The following is a 613-nucleotide window of genomic DNA, read 5'->3' as shown; positions in this document are numbered from 1 at the left end:
TGGAAGATACACTTTCTCAAGTCAATGAAGAATATAATCCAAAGCGGATAACAGCAATTGTCATGGACCCTAAAACTGGTGAAATTGTGGCGATGAGTAATCGTCCAAGCTACAACCCGAATAATCCCGCCAATGTTGAAAATTGGTATAATGATGCAATTTCAACACCTTACGAACCTGGTTCTACAATGAAGATGTTTACCTGGTCCGCAGCAATAGATTCGGGGAATTATAATGGAGACGCAACATATATGTCTGGTAAATATAAGCCTCTCCCTAATACGAAAGCAATCTATGATTACAATATTGACGGTTGGGGCGAGATATCTTTTGACGAGGGATTCAGACGTTCTTCAAACGTTGCAGCAGCAAAGTTATTATGGGAAGTAATGGGACCGGAAACCTATTTGAACTATTATAAGGCATTTGATTTCGATGAAAAAACAGGCATCGATTTACCAGATGAGGTTGCTGGTAAACTAGTCTTTGACTATCCCATCGAAAAAATCACAACAGCCTTTGGACAAGGTACAACCGTTACACCAATCCAGCAAATGAAAGCCGCTACGGCTATTGCTAATGATGGAAAAATGTTAAAACCTTATGTTATTAA

At 39.2% G+C, this 613-nt stretch carries 1 protein-coding gene; it reads left to right on the top strand.

The features are described 5' to 3' along the window. Positions 1-613, top strand: a 613-nt coding sequence (locus tag AC3G7N_RS21665) for a penicillin-binding transpeptidase domain-containing protein (RefSeq protein ID WP_489424196.1), incomplete at both ends; no start/stop codon positions are given.

The sequence above is a fragment of the Virgibacillus carmonensis genome (assembly GCF_057836705.1).
The sequence above is the reverse complement of the archived record's forward strand: the minus strand, read 5'-3'. Positions and strand labels throughout refer to the sequence as shown.